This is a genomic window from Dysgonomonas gadei ATCC BAA-286, assembly GCF_000213555.1.
GTDB classification, from domain to species: Bacteria; Bacteroidota; Bacteroidia; order Bacteroidales; family Dysgonomonadaceae; genus Dysgonomonas; species Dysgonomonas gadei.
The window spans coordinates 254122-275972 of the sequence record NZ_GL891979.1; the positions used below are offsets into that span (position 1 = coordinate 254122).

The 21851-nt window shown below is 39.3% G+C and carries 16 protein-coding genes and 2 pseudogenes; 9 read left to right on the forward strand and 9 right to left on the reverse strand.

Going from position 1 to position 21851, the window contains the following annotated elements:
• A pseudogene (locus HMPREF9455_RS01015) lies at positions 1 to 465 on the forward strand (integrase core domain-containing protein); the annotation flags it as partial.
• Between the two features lie 62 nt (positions 466 to 527).
• On the opposite strand, the gene HMPREF9455_RS01020 reads toward HMPREF9455_RS01015, so the two are convergent.
• The 7 genes from HMPREF9455_RS01020 to fabD all read right to left on the reverse strand — a co-directional run bounded on the left by HMPREF9455_RS01020 (position 528) and on the right by fabD (position 8130).
• Entirely contained in the window at positions 528 to 1799 is a 1272-nt protein-coding gene (locus HMPREF9455_RS01020; RefSeq protein ID WP_006797699.1) for a glycosyltransferase family 4 protein, read from the reverse strand.
• A 17-nt stretch (positions 1800 to 1816) separates the two neighbouring features.
• Positions 1817 to 2932 (reverse strand): glycosyltransferase family 4 protein, encoded by a 1116-nt coding sequence (locus HMPREF9455_RS01025; RefSeq protein WP_006797700.1) that lies wholly within the window; start codon positions 2930 to 2932, stop codon positions 1817 to 1819.
• An 18-nt stretch (positions 2933 to 2950) separates the two neighbouring features.
• Positions 2951 to 3706, reverse strand: a complete 756-nt coding sequence (locus HMPREF9455_RS01030; RefSeq protein WP_044215298.1) for a lipopolysaccharide kinase InaA family protein — start codon at positions 3704 to 3706, stop codon at positions 2951 to 2953.
• 43 nt (positions 3707 to 3749) lie between these two features.
• Complete coding sequence (locus HMPREF9455_RS01035; RefSeq protein WP_006797702.1) at positions 3750 to 5330, reverse strand: peptide chain release factor 3; 1581 nt, start codon at positions 5328 to 5330, stop codon at positions 3750 to 3752.
• A 243-nt stretch (positions 5331 to 5573) separates the two neighbouring features.
• A complete protein-coding gene (locus HMPREF9455_RS01040) occupies positions 5574 to 6128 on the reverse strand; it encodes a hypothetical protein (protein WP_006797703.1) in 555 nt (184 codons plus the stop codon).
• 36 nt (positions 6129 to 6164) lie between these two features.
• Positions 6165 to 7055 carry a dTDP-4-dehydrorhamnose reductase gene (gene rfbD / locus HMPREF9455_RS01045; protein ID WP_245532162.1) on the reverse strand — a complete coding sequence of 297 codons (891 nt, stop codon included), beginning with the start codon at positions 7053 to 7055 and terminating at the stop codon, positions 6165 to 6167.
• A gap of 193 nt (positions 7056 to 7248) precedes the next feature.
• Positions 7249 to 8130, reverse strand: coding sequence for an ACP S-malonyltransferase (gene fabD, locus HMPREF9455_RS01050; protein ID WP_006797705.1), 882 nt, complete (start codon positions 8128 to 8130; stop codon positions 7249 to 7251).
• Positions 8131 to 8346: 216 nt separating this feature from the next.
• On the opposite strand from fabD, the gene HMPREF9455_RS01055 reads away from it, so the two are divergent.
• The 4 genes from HMPREF9455_RS01055 (at position 8347) to secDF (ending at position 14918) form a co-directional block, all read left to right on the forward strand.
• A complete protein-coding gene (locus HMPREF9455_RS01055; protein WP_006797706.1) occupies positions 8347 to 9297 on the forward strand; it encodes an RluA family pseudouridine synthase in 951 nt (316 codons plus the stop codon).
• A 126-nt stretch (positions 9298 to 9423) separates the two neighbouring features.
• Positions 9424 to 9978 (forward strand): helix-turn-helix domain-containing protein, encoded by a 555-nt coding sequence (locus tag HMPREF9455_RS01060; protein WP_006797707.1) that lies wholly within the window; start codon positions 9424 to 9426, stop codon positions 9976 to 9978.
• A 43-nt stretch (positions 9979 to 10021) separates the two neighbouring features.
• Positions 10022 to 11668: an AMP-binding protein gene (locus HMPREF9455_RS01065; protein WP_006797708.1), complete on the forward strand. Its 1647-nt coding sequence runs from the start codon at positions 10022 to 10024 to the stop codon at positions 11666 to 11668.
• 280 nt (positions 11669 to 11948) lie between these two features.
• On the forward strand, positions 11949 to 14918 hold the full coding sequence (secDF, locus tag HMPREF9455_RS01070; RefSeq protein ID WP_006797709.1) for a protein translocase subunit SecDF: 2970 nt from the start codon (positions 11949 to 11951) through the stop codon (positions 14916 to 14918).
• Between the two features lie 455 nt (positions 14919 to 15373).
• On the opposite strand, the gene dnaB is transcribed toward secDF, so the two are convergent.
• Positions 15374 to 16900: a replicative DNA helicase gene (gene dnaB, locus HMPREF9455_RS01075; RefSeq protein WP_006797710.1), complete on the reverse strand. Its 1527-nt coding sequence runs from the start codon at positions 16898 to 16900 to the stop codon at positions 15374 to 15376.
• A 179-nt stretch (positions 16901 to 17079) separates the two neighbouring features.
• Entirely contained in the window at positions 17080 to 18072 is a 993-nt protein-coding gene (gene gldB / locus HMPREF9455_RS01080; protein WP_006797711.1) for a gliding motility lipoprotein GldB, read from the reverse strand.
• Positions 18073 to 18169: 97 nt separating this feature from the next.
• Between gldB and HMPREF9455_RS01085 the strand changes: the two genes are divergently transcribed.
• From HMPREF9455_RS01085 to HMPREF9455_RS01100, 4 genes and pseudogenes are all read left to right on the forward strand, one after another.
• Positions 18170 to 18517 (forward strand): hypothetical protein, encoded by a 348-nt coding sequence (locus HMPREF9455_RS01085; protein ID WP_006797712.1) that lies wholly within the window; start codon positions 18170 to 18172, stop codon positions 18515 to 18517.
• A gap of 54 nt (positions 18518 to 18571) precedes the next feature.
• Positions 18572 to 19588 carry a tRNA (adenosine(37)-N6)-threonylcarbamoyltransferase complex transferase subunit TsaD gene (gene tsaD, locus HMPREF9455_RS01090; RefSeq protein ID WP_006797713.1) on the forward strand — a complete coding sequence of 339 codons (1017 nt, stop codon included), beginning with the start codon at positions 18572 to 18574 and terminating at the stop codon, positions 19586 to 19588.
• Between the two features lie 130 nt (positions 19589 to 19718).
• Positions 19719 to 20960 carry a M48 family metallopeptidase gene (locus HMPREF9455_RS01095; RefSeq protein ID WP_006797714.1) on the forward strand — a complete coding sequence of 414 codons (1242 nt, stop codon included), beginning with the start codon at positions 19719 to 19721 and terminating at the stop codon, positions 20958 to 20960.
• 137 nt (positions 20961 to 21097) lie between these two features.
• Positions 21098 to 21661: pseudogene (locus HMPREF9455_RS01100) on the forward strand (hypothetical protein); the annotation flags it as partial.
• Positions 21662 to 21851: the final 190 nt, after the last annotated feature.

Below are 21851 nucleotides of genomic sequence, written 5' to 3' on the forward strand. Positions count from 1 at the left end.
AGGTGGTTCCTTTCTTTGATGAGCATGAGTTAAGGTCTACTTCGTGTATTAACTGATAGAGGAACCGAGTACTGTGGACTAAGAGAGCAACATGAATACCAGTTATATCTTGCCATTGAAGATATTGACCATACTAAAACAAAGGCTAAAAGTCCTCAAACAAATGGGATATGTGAGAGATTCCACAGAACAATACAGGAAGAGTTTTATGCCGTAGCTTTTAGAAAGAAAATATACAGGAGTATAGAAGAAATACAAACGGACTTAAACAATTGGATGTGGTATTATAACAACGAAAGGACTCATTCGGGAAAATATTGCTATGGCAAAACCCCAATGCAAACTTTTATTGAAGGTAAAGATATTGCTAAAGAAAAACTATTAGAAAATGTGATGCAACAACAAAATATTCTTACTTTTGGAAGTCAAGAGACTCTCGAAATGAACCATAAAAAAGAAATCTGACAATTATAGTTAACCCACAACTGTCAGATTAAGTCTTAGCTATTACAAATTAAGCAAGCGACTTATAATCCTTCATTAATTCCTCTGATTGCTTTCGAGAATTTGTCGAGTATGCTATTCCATTCGTAATTAGCCTCTACATATGAAATACCATTGTTAGCCATTATTTCTTTTTCCTTATCTGTCAGATTTAATAATCTATCCAGTGCCGTGGCAAATTCTTCTTTGTTATAATAGACATAACCGGCATGACTGAGTTCGATATGTTTTTTTAGTACATCACAATCACCGTTAGCCAATACGGGTTTACCCATAATCATAGCTTCCAGAGTCACCATGGAAAGGCTTTCATACGGAGATGGGATAATAAGTCCCGTACTGTTTTTCAGATAGGATGATTTCTCCTGCTCGCTGATGAAACCTGTATATATGATATCTTCTGATGTCTCTATCTCGTCCATAAAGTTTTTACCAATAAGAATGAGCCTTACATCATTACTATACTTCTGTTTGAAATGGTTGAAATATTCTATTAGTGTTTTACATCCCTTGGTCTCATGTATTCGTCCGATATATACAAAATAAGGATAATCGCTGCCAGGTTGTTCTTCGCGAGTTAAGGATCCAGGCTCGGGCTTATCCCGTCCTACACCTGCAATATCTGATTTTATTTTCTTTGCAAGAGGATGTGCAGCTTCTACCCAATCTTTTTCTGATACGGAATTGTACATAATGAACGCCGGAGAGGAGAATGTTTTGTCAAAGCCTCTTAAATGGAGATAGGTATCATCATGTGCGATCGGAATAAGAATACTCTTTTTCGTGACGTTTCCGATTCCGGCATAGGTCGTATATTGGTAATAGAGGAAAAAGATGAAAACATCGTACCTATCTTTATTCTCCGCTATATAATCTACTAAGACCGGGCTGTAAGCCCCTTGTAGTCCGACCCAATTATCAAATATCTTATCAATATCCTTATCTCTGTACTTGATCTTCTTTATAGTGAGTTTGAGAAAATTGGACAATGTGAATCTGGCTTTTTTGTAGATACTGTTTTTATCCAGATAACGAAGCCATTTATTTTCATTCGTTCTGTCTCTCGGTTCAGATTCAAACCTTAAAATTTTTGTTCCATTGATTATATCCTCACCTTTAGGGTAATAGGTGTTGTTTCTTCGGCTGTCATCGTTTTCGCAGGATGTGAGTACCGTTACGTCAAATCTCTCATTCAAGTGCTCTGCGAGATAGCGGGCATGTAATTCCGCTCCGCCATTTATTTCTTTACCATACCGGGAGATTACAATAGCAACTTTTAACTTTCTTGTTTCCATTCCGGTTATCTGCTTTATTAAATCTGGGTGTATAGACTTTGGTAAACCTTCATCAATGCGGTAGTACAATTCTTATCAGAGAATCTTTTCACATATTCCAATCCATCTGTTACCATTTGTTTACATGCATCCTCATCATTGAGTAATCTTTTGATCTGATATGCAAGCTCATTCTCATTACAAGGATCTACATATACCGAATGTGGGCCACCGGACTCTTCAAGGCATGAGCCGGTCGCTCCAATTACAGGTACACCTGAACTTTGAGCTTCTATAATTGGTATTCCAAATCCTTCGTATAAAGACGGATATATAAATATACGGGCAGATTGCAATATTGCCGGCAGGTCAGTCAATGGTACATTGCTGATAAGGTGTACACGGTCCGATACCCCATGCTCCGCCGCATAGTTTAATACGGTTTGAGCGTATTCTTTTTGCTTACCTATAGCTATAAAATGAATATCGGGTATCTCTTTCAGCGCCTTTACTATCAGCAGGATATTTTTGCGTTCCTCTATACTGCCGATGGACAGAAGAAACTCAGGAGGAAGATTATATTTAACTTTTACCTCTTTTTTCTTCATATCATCTGCCTGTTCTCTGAAGACAGGGAAGCAACCCTGATAAACTACTTCTATTTTTGAAGGCTCTATATCATAGAATTTGATAATATCTCTTTTAGTGCATTCGCTGACAGCTATGACCTTATCTGCCACCTTACATGCATATTTAGCTTTGACATTGTAAATTGTCCTGTCGACCAAAGAATAGAATTCGGGGTATCTCAGAAATATAAGATCATGTATTGTAACAATGCTTTTTACTCCGGTTCTGTTTATTCTGAACGGCAACTCATTACTTAGGCCATGATATATATCAATATGTTCTCTCTTAATATCTTTAACAATTCCCATCGTACGCCAGAATGGTTTATGGGTATGTTTTAATGAATAAACAGTTTCATCTTGATGTGTATCATTAATCTTACTCTCATCATGGAGTTTGGGGATGAAAAGTTTATAAATATTGTTGGGGTAATATTCCATCAGATTGGAGATTACAAATCTGCTGTAATTCCCTAATCCGGTAAAATTAGAAACTGCTCGTTTGGCATCAAATCCAATTCTCATAATATCAGGCATTTATTATTAACCAAGGTATGGTATTGTCTCGGGATGCTGTCTGGTATAGGTATCCCAAAATTTTTTACGATATTCAAATGTTTTCCTTAAGCAGGTTGCTTCATCAAAGTTCCGGGCTTTGGCGTATTCTTTTACTATGAAGCTTATCATTTCATCACTTCCCCATAGGCGTCTGAAATTAAAGCAGGCGGTATCGAGATTTATTGGTTTATCAAATTTCATTCTGTTCAGGTCCACTAAATAGAAAGTATAGGCATTTCCATCTCTTTTATAGAGGATATTTCCGGAAGAATAATCTAAATGTAATACCTGCTTTTCATGTAAACGGGCTGTATATAAAGCAAATTGAGTCAATAATTCTTCTCTTCCTTTTATTTGTCCATGTTGCAATTCACGCATCATTCCATCAAACTCTTCGTGTACTGATATATATAAACTGTATTTTAGCAGATTATATTGTTTGAGTTCCATATAAGATATCGGGTCGGGTGTGTGAAAACCTCTTTTTTTTAGCATAAATGCGTATAAGTATGAGCGCTTTGCCTTCGATTGCCTGATAGTCGAATATGCTATCTGATTTATAAACAACGGCTTTTTGAAAGACTTTACATTCAGTTTCACCCCTTCTACATCAAAGGTCTTGATTATATTACGACCCGAATAAATAACTTCTCCGGATTGCAGGAATGCAAGAGGAAGGCCTTCTATGAAGTCTTCTAATTGCCTGTACTCTGCATTTATAACCATTTTTATTTTTGTCATATCTTTTAAATAAAAGAAAGTGAGGTTGCATATCCGTTTATTCTTAAAATTCCGATGTGAAATGGAATTTGATGTCCTTAAAGTCTTGCTGAGCCATCATTAGCACATAGTTAGAGTCGGCCAGGAATACGTCCCGTCCTTCTTTATCTACAGCCATGTATTGCGCTTTGCGTTTTTTAAAATCATCTAATTGCTGCTTGTTTTCACTTTCTATCCAACATGCTTTATATAAATTGAGGGATTCCCAGCGACACTGGGCTCCGTATTCATGCAACAGGCGGTATTGAATAACTTCAAACTGAAGTTGCCCTACTGTACCTATAATCTTACGCCCGTTAAACTGGTTAGTAAATAACTGGGCAACACCTTCGTCCATTAACTGGTCTATGCCTTTTTGCAATTGTTTCGACTTCATCGGATCGGCATTCTCAATGTACTTAAACATTTCAGGGGAGAAGCTTGGCAATCCTTTGAAATGCAGGTCTTCGCCTGAGGTGAGAGTGTCGCCGATTTTGAAATTACCGGTATCGGGAAGTCCTATAATATCACCTGCATATGCTTCGTCTACAGTTTCTTTTTTCTGAGCCATGAAGGCGGTAGGAGAAGAGAATTTCAGTTGCCTGTTCAGCCGGATATGCTTATAGTTTACATTCCGTTCAAATTTGCCGGAGCAGATTTTTACGAATGCAATACACGACCGGTGATTAGGGTCCATGTTTGCATGTATCTTAAATATGAATCCGCTGAAAGAATTCTCTTCGGGGTTTACTTCACGCTCAATGGCTTCTACCGGGCGTGGAGACGGTGCTATTTTTACAAAGCAATCCAGTAATTCTTTTACTCCGAAATTATTCAAAGCCGAACCAAAGAATACGGGAGCTATCTGACCTTTCAGGTATGTATTTATATCCAGCTCCGGGTATACCCCGTCTATTAGTTCTATATCTTCTCTCAGCTTAGCGGCAAGCGGGCCTCCGATATGCTTTTCCAGATCAGGGCTGTTTATGTCTTTGAACCCGATCGATTCGGTCACTGTTTGCTTGCTGGGTGTATACAGGTCTAATTTTTCCTGATAGATATTGTAAACACCTTTGAATCGTTGCCCACTGTCTATTGGCCAGCTTAGGGGGCGTACTCCGATTTTTAGTTCCTCTTCCAGCTCATCGAGCAGTTCGAAAGGGTCGCGTCCTTCGCGGTCCATCTTGTTTACAAATATCATCACCGGAGTATGGCGCATCCGGCAGACTTCCATCAGCTTGCGGGTCTGTGCTTCCACACCTTTGGCGGAGTCTACTACAATAATAACACTGTCAACCGCAGTGAGTGTACGATAAGTATCTTCTGCAAAATCCTGGTGGCCGGGAGTATCCAGGATGTTTATTTTATAACCGTCGTATTCGAATCCCATAACGGATGTAGCAACAGAAATACCACGCTGTTTCTCTATTTCCATCCAGTCCGAAGTGGCGGTTTTCTTTATTTTGTTTGATTTTACAGCACCCGCTACATGGATGGCACCCCCGAATAATAATAATTTTTCGGTAAGGGTAGTCTTTCCTGCATCGGGGTGACTGATAATAGCAAATGTTCGTCTTTTATGAATTTCTTTTTCCAGTTCGCTCATCGATTACTTTACTTAATAATATCAAGGTCTCAGATCTGTTTGCTGCCACTAAAACATAATAACGAATATACGGTATGTTTTATTTATGCAATAAATATTTTCTTCTGACTTATAAGGTGCAAAAGTAATAAAAAAAGCGAAGACAATGGTCTGTTATCTTCGCTTTGGAGTTATTTATTTAGCAATAATTTCAGCTGTGTTATTTCCGGCCGGACATATAGCCTCCAAGCCCGGTTGTATGTTCTAATTGGAGATAAACTTAAATTCGGGGCTTATCTGATATTTTGTTATTGCAGTATCGGCCGTGCCTCCCGAATCGCTGTTAATCTCATCATAGGTGTAATTAATGGTTTGAACGATTATCTCATTCGATTTTATTTTAGACGATACTTCACTGTAATATTCGACCATATCTTCATAGGCGACTATCAGATTGTCTATCATATTGCCGTTTTTGTCATAACTAAGGAGGTATTCTGTGATTTCACCGTCCGTCACTACTTGTATGGTAAGGATTTTTCCGTTTTTATTCTCCAGTAGAATTTGTCCGAGACAGAGGTCGCTGAGCTCGTATCCTTCCAATCCCTTTACTTTTTCAAGTTGCAGGCTGGAGTATTGTTCTGGTGTAAGCCTTTGTATCTTGGTTAAATCGATAGTACTGGAACTGCTGTTTAAAGAGATATCGGCCAAATCGACCTTTAGTGGGTTAAGTTGTGTTTCGTATAAGTTTATTTGCTTTTTCTGACAAGAAACAGATATAACCGTAAATATAAGTCCAAAAAGATAAATCTTTTTCATTTTGGTTATGGTAGATGTGTAATGTGAATTATTATCCTATATAGATAACAATTCTTTGATGCAAATGTTTAAACTCTTTTCCCATTCGGGAATCGTAATCTTGAATGTGGTTTTAATCTTCGTTTTATCCAGTACACTGTATTTTGGCCTTGTCGCTTTAGTCGGGTATTGATCTGTGGTAATTGGATTTACCGTGCAGTTTATTATTCCGGCATGTTTGTGTATGGCTAATGTAAAATCATACCAGGTAGTAATACCCTCATTGGAGTAGTGATAGATACCGGGCGTGAAGCTATTGGCCTCGCTATAGTCCAGTATTTTTATGATTGCATTGGCCAGATCGCCAGCATTCGTTGGTGTTCCGGTTTGGTCGGCAACTACATTGAGTGTATCCCGTTCTTTTCCGTATTTCATCATCGTTTTTACAAAGTTGTTTCCAAATATGGAATACAACCATGCTGTACGGATGATAATACTGTCAGGGCATGCTTTTATCAGGGCTGCTTCTCCTTCTTGTTTCGATTTTCCGTATACCGATTGCGGATTCACTTCATCCGTTTCTGTATAAGGTTTTGAAGCAGTACCGTCATATACATAATCGGTAGATATGTGGATTATTTTAGAGCCGTTATTTGTGGCGGCGGCCCCCAGATTCGCTACTGCATCCCGATTGATCCTGTAACATAATGCAACGTCGTCTTCGGCTTTATCTACAGCTGTGTAGGCCGCACAATTGACGATATACTTTATATTGTTTTCTCTAATAAAGTCTTCAATGGCTTGCTGGTCAGTAATGTCTAGTTCTGCGACATCAGTAAAAAAGAATTGGAAATTGTTTTCATGGAAAGAGGCTATGCGCCTGATTTCATTTCCTAATTGTCCGTTCGCTCCTGTTATAAGGATATTTTTCTGCACCAATTCAAACATGAAAATGTTCTTCGCAGTTTCATCCTGGTCATCAGCTTGCTTATTTCCTGAAAAGAATGCCATATTTTATTTCAATTATGAGTTATAAGTGAAAAGTGAAGAACTAAAAATGGATTGAAAATCAACGGAGACGGAAGTGTAAAATATGCTCTGTTTTTCGTTTTTCATTCTTCACTTTTCACTTTTTGTGCGCTTATTGTTTGCCGCTGGTTGCTACATCCGAAGCGATTTTCTTCACTAGTCCTTGCAGTACATTGCCCGGTCCTAGTTCGATAAATTCTGTTGCTCCGTCGGCTACCATATGCTCTACAGACTGAGTCCATTTTACAGGAGCAGTAAGTTGGGCTATAAGATTTGCTTTGATTGTAGCCGGATCAGTTTCACCTGTGGTAGATACATTCTGATATACCGGACATGATGGTTTGCTTATTGTAGTAGTATCGATAGCTTCCGACAATTCTACTTTAGCCGGTTCCATTAGCGGAGAATGGAATGCTCCACCTACTTTTAGCTTCAATGCACGTTTCGCACCTGCCGCAAGCAATAATTCGCATGCTTTTTCTATACCTGCATTTGAGCCGGATATAACGATTTGTCCCGGGCAGTTATAGTTTGCCGGTACCACTACCTCATCGGTAATGGATGCACATATTTCTTCAACTTTAGCATCGGGTAATCCCAATACGGCAGCCATTGTTGAAGGGTTCAGCTCACATGCTTTCTGCATAGCAAGCGCACGTTTATATACGAGTTTCAACCCATCTTCAAATGATAATGCGTTCGCAGAAACCAATGCGGAGAATTCGCCTAAGGAGTGCCCTGCGACCATATCGGGTGCAAAATCAGCCCCCATTGTTTTAGCTAATATTACAGAATGAAGGAAGATGGCCGGCTGAGTCACTTTTGTCTGACGAAGATCTTCGTCTGTGCCTGCAAACATCAGATCTGTGATACGGAATCCCAGTATTTCGTTTGCTTTTTCAAACATTTCTTTAGCAACTGGAGATGTTTCGTACAAATCTTTACCCATTCCTACAAATTGAGCTCCTTGCCCCGGAAATACAAATGCTTTCATTTTCAATATTTAATAGTTAGAATAAGCGGTTAAATTTCAGCCTGCAAAATTAGTAAAAAATAGAATATGATTTGGTAAAATAGATTAAAATAAAAAAGTACGGGATTAAACTATCCCATTACAATGATTTAATTTTATTATTATTTAATACACATTAAAGCTATTAAAAAATTATAAAACACTTACCTTTGCCTCATATATACATTTTATTACTAAATGAGAAATACTTCAAGAAGAGATATTCCGCTGCAAGAACTGAAAGCGTCGCAACCATGCGAATTGCTGGAGTTTCTGATAGACCAGCAAGTCCGTAAGAGTCGTAATGCTATAAAATCACTGCTGGCACACAAGCAAATAAAGGTAAATGGCAAACTTGTCACCCAATTCGACCATGAACTTAAGGCCGGAGATAAAGTTTCAGTAATGAAGTTTGATCAATCGCGAAAAGAAAAGAAGCTGAAAGGCCTGAAAATTGTATTTGAAGATGATGAGATCATCGTTATAGATAAAGAAGCAGGATTTCTGTCCGTATCCACTGATAAAGAGAAATTACGTACCGTTTACGGGGCACTGAACGAATATGTGAAGAAAAAAAGCAGGAATAAGACCGACAGGGTATTTGTCCTTCATCGACTCGATAGGGAGGCTTCGGGGTTGATGGTGTTTGCCAGAAACGCCGAGCTACAAGAGATATTTCAAAAAAACTGGAATAACCTTGTAAAGGAATATATTTATACTGCGGTTGTAGACGGAAGGCCGGAACAGGAAGAAGGTACAGTTATTTCGTGGCTTACCGAAAATAAGAATTATGTAATGATGTCGTCTCCCTACGATAATGGCGGATTGAAATCGGTTACACATTATAAAGTAATCAAGTCGACAGGACGCTATTCGCTACTTGACTTCGATCTCGAAACCAAACGCAAAAACCAATTGCGTATCCAGATGCAGACAATCGGTCATTCTGTCGTGGGAGATAAAAAATATGGTGCATCGAATAATCCGATTAAACGTATTGCCCTTCATGTACGCGAACTGGTGCTGAAGCATCCGGTTACAGGAGAGGTCTTGGAATTTAAAAGCCCGGTACCAAAAGCAATGCTGCAATTGGTGACTGTTCAGCCAAAGAGAGAGTCATCTGCCGAATCTGATACTAAAGAACAATAAGTTTTGAATTCTTCTAACCTTAAAGTGGATAACTGAAAGGATTTATATGGTGTATTTTTAATTGTAACATGCTTTGACTGTTTTACTTGTTGAAGCAATAAACAGGTCTGCGACCTTAAAAGTTTTATGAATATAGATATTAAAGAAATAGGTCAACGTCTCAAAGGTTTGCGTGAGGCTTTGGATATGACACAGGAGCAATTTGCCGCTTCTTGTAATATTCCTTTAGAAGAGTATGTCAAATACGAGTCGGGTGAAAAAGACTTAACCATCAGTGTGCTGAAAGGTATCGCGTCTGCCCATAATGTAGATGTGTCGGTGTTGATGTTTGCCGACGAACCCCGGATGAGTAGCTATTTTCTTACACGTAATGGAAAAGGGCTGGCAGTGAATAGGGTGGAGGCTTATAACTACCAGACACTGGCCGGAGGATTTAATAACCGAAAAGCTGAAGTTTTTGAAGTAACAGTAGAGCCTAAAGCTGATGACGTAGAAATTCATCATAGCATACATACCGGACAAGAATTTAATATGGTGCTGGAAGGCCGTATGCTTTTGCAGATAAATGGAAAAGACCTGATAATGGAAGAAGGGGACAGTATTTATTTCGACTCCAGCCTGCCACACGGGATGAAAGCTCTTGATGGAAAGAAAGTCAGATTTATAGTTGTTGTTCTATAGATATCATTATTTATATACATAACCTAATATAACTAACACGCTCATGTTAGAACGATTTTTAAAACAAACTCATTTTGCTTCAACTCAGGATTTTGCAGAGAATTACCATGTTCAGATACCTGAGAATTTCAATTTCGGATATGATGTCGTTGATGAGTGGGCAAAGATAGATCCCACCAAAAGGGCTATCTGCTGGGTGAATGACCAGGGGGAGCATATAGATTTTACATTTGCGGATATAAAAAAACAAAGTGATTGTGCCGCGTCCTATTTTCAATCGCTGGGTATTGGCAAAGGAGATATGGTAATGCTCGTGTTGAAACGTCGTTACGAATTCTGGTTTGCTGTTATTGCCCTTCACAAAATAGGAGCAGTAGCTATTCCGGCTACGCATCTGCTGACGAAAAAGGATTTTGTCTACCGTAATAATGCCGCCGATATAAAGGCGATCATAGCAGTGGATGATGATGTGGTTGTTCAGCATGTAAATGATGCAATGGCTAATTCTCCGACAGTAAAATTCCGGATTGCCTGCGGTGAAAACATACCGGCCGGCTGGCTGGATTTTCATAAGGGCTTAAGAGATGCAACGCCATTTGTAAGACCTGAGTATGTGAATGCAAATGAAGATATCTCTTTATTATATTTTACTTCGGGTACGACCGGTGAACCAAAGATGGTGATCCATAACTTTATATATCCGCTCGGGCATATTGTGACAGCGAAATACTGGCATAATCTGAACGAGAATAGTCTGCATCTTACCGTGGCCGATACCGGCTGGGCTAAGGCTGTTTGGGGAAAATTGTACGGACAGTGGATTGCAGGTGCCGCCGTGATGGTATATGACCATGAGAAGTTTACCCCGCAGGCCATGTTGCATATGATACAGGATTATAAGGTGACTTCGTTTTGTGCTCCGCCTACCGTTTTCAGATTTATGATAAGGGAAGATTTGTCTCATTTCGACCTGTCTTCACTTCGGTATGCCACTACTGCAGGAGAAGCATTAAACCCTTCGGTATACAATGCATTCCTCGAAGGTGCAGGTATTAAAATGATGGAAGCGTTCGGACAGACGGAAACTACCCCTACCATAATCACTTTCCCGTGGATGGAGCCGAAACCCGGCGCGATGGGAGTGCCCAATCCGGCTTACGATATGGATCTGATCGCGGCAGACGGACGTTCCGTTGAAGATGGTGAAGTAGGAGAGGTGGTGATTAAAACCGATAGATGGAGGCCTTTGGGCTTGTTTATGGGGTATTATCGTGACGAAGCTCTTACCAGGCAGGTATATTATGATGATGTTTACCATACAGGTGATATGGCCTGGCGTGACGAAGATGGATATTACTGGTTTGTAGGTCGTAGCGACGATGTTATCAAAAGCTCTGGTTATCGCATAGGACCGTTCGAAGTAGAGAGCGCTTTGATGACGCATCCTGCTGTTGTAGAGTGCGCCATTACGGGGGTACCGGACGAAGTCAGAGGACAGGTAGTAAAAGCTACTATTGTGCTGGCACAGGATTATAAAGATAAAGCGGATGATCATCTAAAGCATGAGATTCAGAACCATGTAAAACAGGTTACTGCTCCATATAAATATCCCCGCATTATCGAATTTGTTGACGAATTGCCGAAAACGATCAGCGGAAAGATAAAAAGAGCAGAGATAAGGAAGCAATGATTAATTAGCATATTAGCTAATTCGGAAATTAGCAAATACCGTAAATGATTAAATATTTATGTATTGAATATGCTAATATGCTAATTGTCAAATTTGCTAATTTCTTTATATTTTATTATGATATGTAAAGAATAAAAGATTATATTTGCACGCCTAAAAGTGTGTATATGTCTAAGCTTGGCCTCATTTCGAAGGAAGAGGACTCTGGATATATGCGTATTTTATTTAGTTTGAATGAAATAGAAATAATATAAGTAAATAACAAAAAGTAAAATCTAAAATGCAAAACAAAGGATTTGTAATCACATTTTCCATTCTGCTTACGTTGGTATGCTTATTTTACCTGTCTTTTACATTCGTAACCAAAAGTTATGATAATAAGGCAGATGAATTTGCTACAGCCTACGCAGTCGCGAATGCTAAAGGTGATCAACTACTGCAAGACGAGTTGTACAACAAACAATACACTCACTATCTTGATTCAATGTCTACAGAAAGAGTTTGGTTAACCTTTGGTACCGACGATATGGGTTATACCCTTAAACAATGTCGCGAAAAAGAAATCGGGCTGGGACTTGACCTGAAAGGTGGTATGAGTGTTATCGTAGAAGTAGATGCAGCAGCTGTACTCCGTTCACTGGGTGACCCTGAGAACGAAGCGTTTAATACTGCTTTGACTGAAGCTTCTGCTGAAAATAAAAAAGGTAGCAACCGTGACTATATCACTCTCTTTGTAGATAAGTTTAAAGCAGCGAATGGCAATGATAAACTAGCCGGCGTATTTAGTACTAAACTTAGAGATCAGGTAGGACCTCAAGACAAGGATGATAAAGTTATTTCTGCACTGAGAACAGAACTTCAGAGTGTAGCCGATAACTCGTTCAACGTACTTCGTACACGTATCGACCGTTTCGGGGTTGTTGCTCCTAATATTCAGAAGCTTGACAATCGTGCAGAACGTATTATGATAGAGCTTCCGGGTATCAAGGAACCGGATCGTGTAAGAAAACTATTGCAGGGTAGTGCAAATCTTGAATTTTGGAAAACATATAATCTGAACGAAATACAGGGATATATAAGCGCCCTGACAGAACGTTCGAGAGAAGCTTTAGCCGCTCAGAATGTAACAGATACAACTGCTGTAAGCGATTCTTTGAAAGTTCAGGAAGTTGGAAATTTAGGATTCACCAAACCATTTATTGAGAATTTTATCAGTGGTGGTATGGGAGCTATTGTCGGTATTGTTCATAAAAACGATACGGCAGCGGTCAATGCAATCCTTAGAAGATTCCAGGACGCATATCCTCCTGACCTAAGATTTGCATGGGGATTCAAGGCCGAAGATATAAGAGAAACTCAGATTACATTATACGCTTTGCGTGGCGACGGTCTTAAAAAAGGCCCGGCATTGGACGGGGATGTGGTTATTTCTGCAAAGGCTGACCAGTCTCAACATGGTGCAACTTGGGAAGTAAGTATGCAGATGAACTCTGTAGGTACACAACGTTGGGCTACTATTACCGGAGCAGAAAAAGGCAGGAGTATTGCTATCGTACTCGACGGTTCTGTATATTCAGCGCCTAATGTAAATGACAAGATTGAAGGTGGACAGTCTCAAATCACAGGTAACTTTACACCGGAAGATGCAAAAGACTTAGAGAATGTGCTGAAATCGGGTAAGATGAAAGCCGGAGTACACATTGTGCAGGAAGATATTGTAGGTCCTTCGTTGGGTCAGGAAGCTATTAAAGCCGGAGTTATATCTTTTGTACTTGCATTGGTGCTTCTTATGGCATACATCTGCTTGGTTTACGGTTTTATTCCGGGCTTGATTGCCAATTCGGCTGTTCTTGTCAACCTGTTCTTTACGATTGGTATATTGGCGGCCTTTGGGGCGGTAATGACCCTGCCGGGTATAACGGGACTTGTGCTCTCGCTGGCTCTTGCGGTCGATGCTAATGTATTGGTTTATGAACGAACAAAAGAAGAATTAAGAGCCGGAAAGAATACGAAAGTAGCCGTAGTAGATGGTTATAAACATGCATTCTCTGCTATTTTCGACGGACACGCATCACAGGTAATTACTGCTATTATATTAGCGTATTTCGGTACAGGTCCGATACAGGGTTTTGCGACTACATTGATTATCGGTATTGTTGCATCATTCATTACCAATGTATTCCTTACACGTATATTCTATGAATATATGCTAGATAAGGGTCATTTCAGAAACCAGACATTCACCACTGCTATTTCACGAAAATTGTTTGTTGACACAAAAATCAATTTCTTGGGGATGACTAAGAAAATCGTGATTTTATCAGCTGTATTATTAGTAGCAGGTGTAGGCTCTCTATTCATTAACGGTTTGAATGGCGGTATTGACTTTACAGGAGGACGTAACTATCTGGTTCGTTTCGATAAAAATGTAAATGCCGATGCTATCGAAAAAGTGCTGGTTCCCGAATTTGAAGGTTCTACTGTACTTGTACTTACCAGTGGTTCTGCAAGTCAGTCATCTACTACAAGCCAGGTTCGTATTACTACAAACTATAAGATTGAAGAAGCTACAGATGAGGTTGAAGATGAAATAAGGGCAAAAATGACCCATGCTCTTACAGCAGCCGGATTCCTTACCGATGGAAAAACTATAGATGACTTTGTTCAAAGTTCTCAGCGTGTAGGTCCTAGTGTGGCTGACGACCTGAAAACAGCGGCTACCATAGCAGTATTGATTGCGGTAGTCTGTATGGCTCTGTATATCTTATTGCGTTTCCGTGACATTGCTTTCTCTTTGGGTACGCTGATAGCTGTGGCGCATGATGCCGTGATGGTTATCTTCCTTTACTCATTGCTGTATAAGATAATGCCATTTTCAATGGAGATAGACCAGTCGTTTATTGCAGCTGTATTGACAGTGGTAGGTTACTCTATCAATGACAAGGTTGTGATCTTTGACCGTATCCGCGAAATCAGAAATATGTATCCGAAACGTAATATCACCGAAACTATTAATGAAGCGCTGAACTCTACATTAGGACGTACATTGAATACCTCAATAAGTACGATGCTAGTTGTGTTCTGTATCTTCCTTTTAGGTGGTGATACTATCCGTAGCTTTACATTTGCTATATTTATCGGTATTGTGATCGGTACTTATTCTTCTGTATTCGTAGCAACTCCTATTGCTTGGGGTATATTCAAGAAAGAAGGAAAGAAGAAAGAAGCTCAGCTAAAAGAAGCTAAATAAAACGTAGAACATTTCTAAATATATGAGAAGAGGTTAGTCTAATTGGCTAACCTCTTCTTTTATTATGAGACATCTTAAAGTTTATCTATGTGTATAGCTGATGGCCTTTAGTAGTTAGCTTATAGTTCTTTGAAAGATTGAATACAATCCCTGATGTCTGAAAGGGAAAAGGAGTAAGAATGGTGCAAAATAAAAAGCAGAAAAGGTTGTTACCTTTGTTACCTTTTGAAAGTAGTAAGTATTGAGTAATAAGTTGAAAGTTATATGAGATACGAGTAGACAAGACACGAGATACAAGTTGTTAACTGATAGCTGTTGACTGTTAACTGATATTTCTGTTACTTTTGTTACTTTTTCTCTTTTGTGCTTAACTAGTATAGGTATTCAAAAAAAAGTAACAGTTACGATAATATAGATAACTGTTACTTTTGTTACTTTATATAATAGAAGATTTATCAGAATGGCACGAAATCATTTCCTGCACCTTGCATTGGCTGAAAGTCCTGACCCGAACTTGGAGCCGAAGCGTCGGTGTTGATTTTAGAAGAGAAATTCTGTCCTGCACCGAAGTTATAGTCATCGTCGACATTCTGGAAGCGCGCAAATTCACTTTTGAAGCGTAGCAGTACATCACCGGTTGCACCATTACGGTGTTTGGCAATGATAATTTCGGCCAAACCAATCAATGAGTTTCCTTTGTCGTCCTCCAGTATCTTATAATATTCGGGACGGTGGATGAAGCAAACCATATCGGCATCCTGCTCGATGGCTCCCGATTCACGGAGGTCGGACAATTGAGGACGCTTTCCTTCTGCACCTGCACGGCCTTCTACACCACGGTTGAGCTGCGACAGGGCAATGATGGGGATGTTTAGTTCTTTAGCTAGTCCTTTCAATGAACGGGAAATCATACTCACCTCCTGTTCACGGCTGCCATAGTTCATCCCGCTGGCATTCATCAACTGAAGGTAGTCGATAATGATCATCTTAATACCGTGTTCGCGAACCAGACGGCGGGCTTTTGTCCTTAATTCAAATACGGATAAGCTGGGGGTGTCATCAATGTATAAAGGAGCATCGTATAGCTCTTTTATTTTAAAGTCGAGTTGCTCCCATTCGTAAGGCAATAGTTGGCCGTTCTTTATCTTCTCACCTGGAATTTCGCAGGTGTTTACGATCAGACGGTTAACCAGCTGTACGTTTGACATTTCAAGAGAGAACAAAGCCACAGGATAGCCATAGCTTACCGCCATGTTTTTTGCCATAGACAGCACGAATGCAGTTTTACCCATCGCGGGACGGGCGGCTATGATAACAAGGTCGGAATTTTGCCAGCCAGATGTTATTTTATCCAGAGGTGTAAATCCGGTTTGCAGGCCACTAAGTCCCTCGGGACGGTTAGCTGCTATTTCAAGCAGGTTTAAAGCCTCTTTTATTACGGGATTGATCTGGGTTACGTCTTTCTTTACATTGCCCTGAGAGATTTCGAAAAGCTTACTTTCGGCTTCCTGCATCAGGTCGTCTACATCGGATGTTTCATCAAAGGCTTTATTGGTGATCGTGGATGAAAAGGAAATAAGCTCTCTTGCCAGATATTTTTGGGCAATGATGCGCGCATGGAATTCGATGTGTGCTGCCGATGCTACTTTCTCGGTCAGCTGGGCTATATAGACCGGTCCGCCAACTGTTTCCAGTTCACCGTCTTTTTTTAGTTGTTCCACAACCGTGAGCATATCGATAGGCGCCTGACGGACAGCCAGGTCAACTATTGCTCTATATATTATCTGATGAATGGTGTCGTAGAAGCTATCCGGTTTTAAGATGTCACTAACGAGTGAATATGCGTCTTTCTCAAGCATTAATGCTCCGAGTATGGCTTCTTCCAGTTCCCTTGCTTGAGGCTGTATTTTGCCTATGTCGGGTAATAAATTCGTTTCTTTTGGTTTTCGTCTCCCCTGATTCTTATTATTCGCGTCAGCCATTTTAGTTTTACCTCTTCAATTTTTTATTCAAAGATAACAGAAATAACGTTCAAAGACGAGTTAAGTTTTGAACATGGTGTTAATAAGTACGGGGATTTAAGAGATAATTATTATCTGTTCGCTTTTTTAAGTCATTGATGCTGTTGATAATTGTCAGAAAACGGTATTGTTATTCGTATTTAAGGATTATATTTGGCCTCCTTTAATATTATCAGGGCATCCGTATCTATAATGTTTTGCAGAGAAGCGCCTTTCTTTTTTGCATACTGCTCTACTATTTGCCAACCTATCCATGTCCCGATTCTTCCGGGGGAATCTTTTGATACAATTGCTGTAAATGCGCCATCGTTTATAAAACGGGTGATAATCATATGATCGGTAGAATAGAGGTAGTTCTGTTTTACAATACTCTGCCATGTCGATTTTTCATTCTGTTTGCACCAGTCCGTCTGGGCTTTGGTATATCCTATGATCTCTTCCGCATTCTTTTCAGGGAGCAACAGGGACAGTGCATATAGTATTTTCCCTTCATCTACCATCGCGGATAAGAGAGTCTGGTCTTCAACATCCGATTTTACAACATCGCTCATCAGCCATGCTTTCAGATAGTCCCTGACTAAATATTCCGGTTGCATTTGTTGGCGTTCGAATGGTTGGAAAAATTCCTTATATGCAGTGTAATTATATCCAAGATATTTATCTATAGATATAGAGATAAGATTATTTATAATGATGGTATTTTCTCTGAAACCCGATACATGCATGGCAAATGCAGGTAATTTCTTCTCCGGCAGATTTTGTGATACGAGCGAAGATATATTGGATAATTCTTCTTCGTATGCAGAGATATTATCGAAAGTAGTTAATGCATCTTTGTATATTTGCATCAGCGCAGGATGGGAAAAGTAATCCCTGAGGGCAGGGAAGAAAGTAGCAGGATCACTATTGTCCATGGCTATACGTCCGAAGGCAGGAAGCAGGAGTGGATATTTTTCTTTCAATCCGGATTCTTTTACGGCGTCAGGTTGCTGAAGATAATTGTATACATCTTTGTCGAAACGTATGATGGTTACTTTTTCCTGTTGCGATAGCCCACTGTTTTTCTTTGTTGTGCCTGAGCATCCAATGAAAGACAGGATGATAAAAGTCAGCAGATATACTATATTTTTCATTTGTTTCCTTTTATGAATTCTTCTTTGCGAAGGTAATTTATATTTCTTAATTTTGTACCACTTTTACAAACCATATAATTAAAAAACGCACAATATTATGCTTTATTTTAAAGAAAATATTCCCAATAAGGATAGTAAACTGATATATATTTATAAGGATATAACAGTAATTCAGATGCAGAAAGAAGTAGAAATGCTAATGTTATCATTAGGGTATAAACATCTGGGACAGGGATTATTCGAAAAGGGAAACCGGATGATGCGTTTGTTGTTCGGTGCATTTTGTAAATACTTTAAATTCAGAGTGCATATAGAGGATTATAACAATGGTGAAGTGAAAGTGACAGTGTCGAAAGATACGACAGGATTGTCGGGAGGCGCGATTGGGGTGAATCAGGTGAAAACCGAATTTTACAATTTATCCCGGGCATTCCAAACAATATAATAGAAACGATGTTATAAGTCATTGGATTTATAATATATAAAATACAATATTTGAATGATAACCATACTAGGCATAGAGTCGTCTTGTGATGATACTGCGGCAGCAGTTATCAGGGATGGAGTACTTCTATCGAATATAATTTCCAGCCAGAAAGTGCATGAGAGCTACGGAGGTGTAGTTCCCGAACTGGCATCACGCGCTCACCAGCAGAATATAATACCTGTGGTCGATCAGGCATTGAAAAAGGCGGGAGTAACCAAAGATGAACTGACTGCGATTGCTTTCACGCGAGGTCCGGGACTGATGGGTTCCTTGCTCGTAGGTACTTCTTTTGCTAAAGGATTATCTTCCGCGTTGAATATTCCGATGATAGATGTAAATCATTTACATGCTCATGTATTGGCTCATTTCATAAAAGAAGATAAAGACGATAATAATCAGCCTCAATATCCTTTCTTATGCCTGTTGGTGTCGGGTGGAAATTCCCAGATTATCCTGGTCAGGTCGTACAAGGAAATGGAGATCATAGGTCAAACAATAGATGACGCAGCGGGTGAAGCTTTCGACAAATGTGCCAAAGTAATGGGACTGGGATATCCCGGAGGGCCTGTTGTAGACCGTTTGGCTAAAGAGGGTGATGCAAATAAATTTAAATTCAACAAGCCTCACATATCGGGTTATGATTATAGCTTCAGTGGTCTGAAAACGTCTTTCCTGTATCTGCTCCGCGATGAACTGAAAAAGGATACTGATTTTATAGAAAAGAATAAAGCTGATCTTTGTGCTTCCCTCCAAAAAACGATCATTGATGTATTGATGGAGCAATTGCGTAAGGCGGCCAAAGATCTGGGGATCAAAGAAGTTGCTGTAGCCGGTGGTGTATCGGCTAATTCGGGGCTTCGGACTGCGTTTGAAGATCATGCAAAGCGTTTCGGGTGGAAAATACATATACCTCCGTTTGGTTACACGACAGATAATGCAGCCATGATAGCTATGACAGGCTATTTCAAATATGAAGATAAAGATTTTTGCCCGATGGAAGCCGCTCCGTTTTCAAGGGTGGTGATGTGATTTAATTTAATGTGACAATGAGATAATGTGCCAATATGCCAATGTTCTAAGTGGAGAATTATGAATTATTCGCTATTAGCTTTTGCCGCGTTACGTCATCGGCACATATATTTAAACTTATAATCCGACTATGCCCATATACTTAAGCATTATCCTACTTGTAGTTGTCCTCGATTTTGTCTGGACTCAATACCTGGCGTATCGTAACCGTAAGCGAATGAGCCCTGATATACCTCCATTGCTGGAAGGGATTTACGATAAAGACGAATACGCCAGACAGCAAGCCTATCAAAAGATAAACAGCCGTTTTGGCTTGTATACAAGCCTTTTCTCTTTTATAGTAATGTTACTGATCTTGTCTTTGGGTATTTTCGGCTGGCTCGACGGGTTACTGAGACAATTTATAAATAATGAAGTCGTTCTTACTCTGGCTTTCTTCGGTATAGTATATATTGTGAACGATATTATCACTTTGCCGTTCAGCTATTATGCTACCTTTGTGATTGAAGAACGCTTCGGATTCAATAAATCGACTAAAGCTGTTTTCTGGTTCGACCAGTTGAAAGGTTTACTGCTCACAACTATTTTGGGGGGTATTATTCTGGCTCTCCTAGTATGGTTTTATGAAACCTTGGGTACATATGCATGGTTGTACGCCTGGGGCGCAGTGACCGTATTCTCTTTATTTATGACCTTATTTTATTCCAATATCATAGTGCCTTTATTCAATAAGCAGACTCCGTTGGAAGATGGGGAGCTCAGGGGTGCAATTGAAACCTTTTCTCGCGAAGCAGGTTTTTCCATAAAGAATATATATGTAATGGATGCATCTAAACGTTCCAGTAAAGCAAACGCATATTTTACAGGCTTTGGAGCTAAGAAACGTATCGTATTGTTCGATACTTTGATTAACGATCTTAGGACGAGTGAAATAGTCGCTGTGCTGGCACACGAAATAGGTCATTATAAAAAGAGGCACACATTGCAGGGTATGTTCATATCCATCTTTTATACAGGAATTATTCTGTTCCTGTTATCATGGTTTTTGGATAATGAAGCCATTGCTGTGGCATTGGGAGGGAAAGAGGCTTCCTTTCATTTGGGCCTGATTGCTTTCTCTGTTCTATTCACACCGGTTTCTATGATTATAGGTCTGTTTTCGAGTATGCACAGCCGTAAGAATGAATATCAGGCAGACGCTTATGCTGCCGGTTTTGGCTTGGCAGATTCATTGATAAGCGGATTGAAGAAGTTATCGGTAAAGTCTCTGAGTAATCTGAACCCTGACCCGCTGTATGTATTTTTCTATTATTCACATCCGACATTGCTGCAACGGATGGGGGCATTGATGGAAATTGATAATAAAAAGTAGATTTTTATAAAGTGTCGTTAAACCTTTCAGATTTATTATATTCATATATAAACAGGGCTGAAAAGCAGCTATTCATAATCTAAAAAATAATGCCTATGAAACGCTTTTATATAATTATCATTTCGTGCCTGATATTACTGCCTGTAAATATATATGCCCAGGGTGGAAAGAAAGAAAAGGTTAGTAAAGATATTTTCGGTAATACCATTATCGAAGATGAAGACGGAAATAAAACAACAATAAAGAAAGATATTTTCGGCAATACTGTGATAGAAGATAATAAGGGCAATAAGAAAACAATACGAAAAGATATTTTCGGTGATACGATAATCGAGGACAATAAAGGAAACAGAACGACTATCAGAAAAGACATCTTTGGCGATAAAGTAATAGAAGATAACAAGGGGAATAAGAAAACAGTACGAAAAGATATTTTCGATGATACTGTAATAGAAGATAATAAAGGCAACAGGACGACTATCCGGAAAGATATCTTTGGCGATAAGGTAATAGAGAATAATAAGGGTTATAGAAAAACTGTGCGAAAGAATATCTTCGATGATACTATAATCGAAGACAATGAAGGTAATAGAACCACTATTCGGAAAGATATTTTCGGCGATAAGATAATAGAGGATAATAAGGGCTATAGAAAAACGATAAAGAAAGATATCTTTGATAATACAATAATAGAAGACAACAAAGGAAACAAAACGAAAATAGGAAAAGATATCTTCGATAACACGATTGTTGAAACAAACGGGAGAAAAGTAAAAATAGGCCGTGATATATTTGGTTATCTTCAATATGAGGAAAACAATAGAAGGAAAGCATATCTGAAAAAAGATATTTTCGATGCCTGGATTTTCACGGATGATAATAACAATGAAA